At 66.8% G+C, this 3,190-nt stretch carries 4 protein-coding genes and 1 pseudogene; 2 read left to right on the forward strand and 3 right to left on the reverse strand.

What is annotated here, in order from left to right:
• The first annotated feature begins 29 nt into the window (after positions 1 to 29).
• Positions 30 to 503 carry a winged helix-turn-helix transcriptional regulator gene (locus AC08OJ_RS19395; protein WP_476596486.1) on the forward strand — a complete coding sequence of 158 codons (474 nt, stop codon included), beginning with the start codon at positions 30 to 32 and terminating at the stop codon, positions 501 to 503.
• Positions 504 to 549: 46 nt separating this feature from the next.
• Here AC08OJ_RS19395 and AC08OJ_RS19400 read toward each other — a convergent pair.
• Positions 550 to 648 (reverse strand): annotated as a pseudogene (locus AC08OJ_RS19400) (HhH-GPD-type base excision DNA repair protein); the annotation flags it as partial.
• A gap of 139 nt (positions 649 to 787) precedes the next feature.
• Here AC08OJ_RS19400 and AC08OJ_RS19405 point away from each other — a divergent pair.
• Entirely contained in the window at positions 788 to 1,678 is an 891-nt protein-coding gene (locus tag AC08OJ_RS19405) for a helix-turn-helix domain-containing protein (protein WP_476596487.1), read from the forward strand.
• A gap of 76 nt (positions 1,679 to 1,754) precedes the next feature.
• Here the strand turns inward: AC08OJ_RS19405 and AC08OJ_RS19410 are convergent, their stop codons facing one another.
• On the reverse strand, positions 1,755 to 1,904 hold the full coding sequence (locus AC08OJ_RS19410) for a hypothetical protein (RefSeq protein WP_462203327.1): 150 nt from the start codon (positions 1,902 to 1,904) through the stop codon (positions 1,755 to 1,757).
• Between the two features lie 66 nt (positions 1,905 to 1,970).
• A partial coding sequence (locus tag AC08OJ_RS19415; RefSeq protein WP_476596488.1) for an ATP-binding protein occupies positions 1,971 to 3,190 on the reverse strand: 1,220 nt, incomplete at its 5' end.

The raw sequence follows: 3,190 nt of genomic DNA on the forward strand, positions 1-3,190 counted from the left end.
GGCATTGAGGCATCTCCCCGACGCAGGAGATGGCGCTCGCGATACTTCGGACCGGCCGAGCACTGACGAGCGACGAGTACAGGATCGAACTGTCGGTAGACAGCAAAATCGCCCGCCGCGAGCTGGGGGATCTTGTCCACCGCGGTTTGGTCAAAATGGTCAACCAGCGCAGATGGGCACGGTACGTCCTGGACGACGCGGCCGAGGACTCAAATCCGACACCTTTCTCCGAGATCCCCGAGCGCCTGCCGCGACACGAATCCGCGAGGACTGCTCACAGTCAGGAGACCCATGAGCTTAATCTGCGGAAGCAGCGGGTTCTGGAACTCCTGGCCGTCGAGTCGCCCCTGACCCGCGCGGAGATCGCCGTCCGCCTTTCCCTGACCGACCGACAGGCCAGCTATGCGCTGACCAAGCTGATCTCCGACGGCCTGGTCGTCAGAACAACAGCGGCCTACAGCGATCCGAACGCCGCGTACCGGCTCACAAGCACGCCGGCCTGAGTACCAGGGGACACTTCGTGGTCGCGAGCGACATGTTCGTTCTCTCCGGACTCTGTTGGTCTAGCACCATGCCAATCAACAGTGCCAACGGATCGTTGGTCGGCAGCTCGTCGGCCTTGGCGATCTGACCCAGATGCAGTCCCACCACACAACCGTAGGCTACCAAGCTGCTCGTCGGCGTCGGCGTCGGCGTCGGCGTCGGGGTCGGGGTCGGGGTCGGCGCGGGCCGTAGGCCAGTTGAGGCGGTTGACTCTCCAGTTAGTGGAGGCTCAATGATCGGTTCCATGATGATCGGCCAGCTTGCGGTGAGCACCGGGCTCTCGGTACGGACGTTGCGGTTCTACGCCGACGCCGGAGTGCTGCCCGAGCAGGGACGCACGACGGCGGGATACCGGCTGTTCGGGCCCGACGCCGTGGCCCGGGCGCGGCTCATCCGCACCCTGCGCGAGCTCGGCGTCGGCCTGGACGACATCAAGCGGGTGCTCAGCGCCGAAACGTCGCTGGATGAGGTGGCCGCCGAGCACGTACGCGCCCTCGACGCCCAGATTCGCGTGCTGCGACTGCAGCGCGCGGTACTGCGCGCCTTCATCGGATCCACCGACCCCGAGGAGCTCCAACGTATGACCGACCTGACCAACCTGACGACCGAACAACGTCGGCGGATCATCGACGACTACCTCGACGCTGTCTTCGGCGACAACCCCAGCGCTGTCGCCGACAAGCTGGCCATGGGCGCACCCGAGCTGCCCGAGGACCCGACCCCGGAGCAGGTCGCAGCCTGGGTGGAGATCGTCGAACTGCTGCGCGATCCCGACTTCATCGCCACCAGCCGCCGGATGGCCGAACGAGCCCGCGCCGAAGGGCCAGAGCCGGACGTGGCGCAGTTCGAGGTCGGCAAGGCTGTCGGCGAACTCGCCGGTCCCGCTGCCCGGGCCGGGGTCGACCCCGCCTCCCCTGAGGCCCTGACCGTGGTCGAGCGTCTCGAAGCCCTCGGCCCGACCCCGGCGGAAGACCGCACGCGCGTGGCCGACCGCATAGAAGCCTTCACCGACCGCCGCGTCGGCCGCTACTGGACCCTCGTCGGCATCATCAACGGCTGGGCCCCCAACCAGGCCCCCAACGACATCATCGGCACCTGGGAGTGGTATGTCCGAGCCCTGCGCGCCCACGCCTGACGCCCGGACCCTCGCGGCTCCTCCGCCCGAGCGTCCGCCCCAAGGCAGGCGCTCGGGCGAAGATGAGCGCTGACGACTACCACCCGAGCGCTGCCACCCGTAGGGATGGGAGGTCTTCGGCGAGGTCGACGTTGGCGCCGAGAGCAGCGAGTCGCCCCAGCCGCCCGTTGTGTTCGACCCTCGTGAGCTGGCCGATGTGGTCGTCACCGCTGGCTGGGGTGGCCATGGCAGTGCCAGTTCAACACCGGGGCGGTCGCGTGAGACGCGGACGACCTGCTGATCGACGTACCGACTAACCGTCGCGGTCTGGTGGTACGGCTAGTCGCCACAACGCGTTCCGAGATCGGGGCGCCCCTATCAGCTCGGCCTGCCCGATCCGACGCAGCCGCGCAAGCGTCTGGCGGGCCTGCTCGTCGGTAAGGCCAGCCCGGCGGGCAATGTCGACGCGGCTGGCCGGTGTGCTGGCCAACACAGCCAACACAAGATCATTCCGTGTCCGTCCACGGTCAAGCTGCTTCGTTGCCCGGCCGGCGTGGGGACTCAGCCGGTAGGTGGCGCTTCCCCGGTCTCCTTCCTGCACCAGCAAGCCGCGGGCGCGCAGTTCTTTGAGTTGTGTGGTCGCCGTTCGACTGTCCGCGACGCCGGTCGCACCCCGGTAGCTGACGTTGGTCAAGGTCTCCCCGCGGCGAGTGAGCGCCAGCGCGGTGAGCTGCGCACCCGTGAGCCCGGCGATGTTCAGCGTGGACAACCAGTCCCTGGTCTCCTCGTCGAGCAGCGCGTGGTTGGGAATCGTCACGGTGAAGGCCGCGATGTCGTCCTCGAAGACCGGCGGCTCCATGCCCGCCTCGGCGAGCGCCGCACGGACGCGCGCGATGCCGGTGCCTCGGTTCTCGCACACTGTCCGGCCTGGATCGAGCGGGGTGTCCTCCAGGATCTTGAGCAGGACAGAATTGCGTGATGACGGTGGCACTGTGCCGAGTCCAAGCTCTCGTAGGCTCACTGGTCCAAAGAGCCCGCCCGGGTTCCGGATCTGCAGCCGGTCAGGGTAGAGCTCTACCTGCATCTGAGCACCCTGGGCTGACGGCGAGTAGTCACGGTGCACCAGGCTGTTCACCAGGGTTTCTCGGAGCACCTCCTCGGGATACTCCCATTCATCAACACGAAACATTCCGGCGATAATTCCGCGCTGCTTCATGTGCCGTTTCAGGATTCCTATGACATCGCGCACGATCACAGGTATCGGACCGTCTACGGAACGGTTGTCCAGGAACCGCTCCCCACGCGGCCCCGGCCGGGCAGGATCAGGCGTCGGGAAGACCACCACCGTGGCGTTCAGTTGCGGGAAGTACTGCTGCGGATAAACTCCGAATGCCAGTAGGCCGGCGAGTGTGGGCCGAGGACCGTCGTCGGTCTCCCGGAACACGTTCAGAAGGCGCAGGACCTCCGCGTCAGATTTTTCCCCGAACACACTCCGTTGCTCCCGGACCCGGGCGATAAAGGCACGTAGGAATC

The organism is Frankia sp. CgKIO3, from assembly GCF_977946435.1.

Coding starts and splice junctions, on each gene's coding strand:
- AC08OJ_RS19395 (WP_476596486.1), top strand. CDS start 30: ATGGCGCTCGCGATACTTCGGACCGGCCGAGCACTGACGAGCGACGAG.
- AC08OJ_RS19405 (WP_476596487.1), top strand. CDS start 788: ATGATGATCGGCCAGCTTGCGGTGAGCACCGGGCTCTCGGTACGGACG.
- AC08OJ_RS19410 (WP_462203327.1), bottom strand. CDS start 1,904: ATGGCCACCCCAGCCAGCGGTGACGACCACATCGGCCAGCTCACGAGG.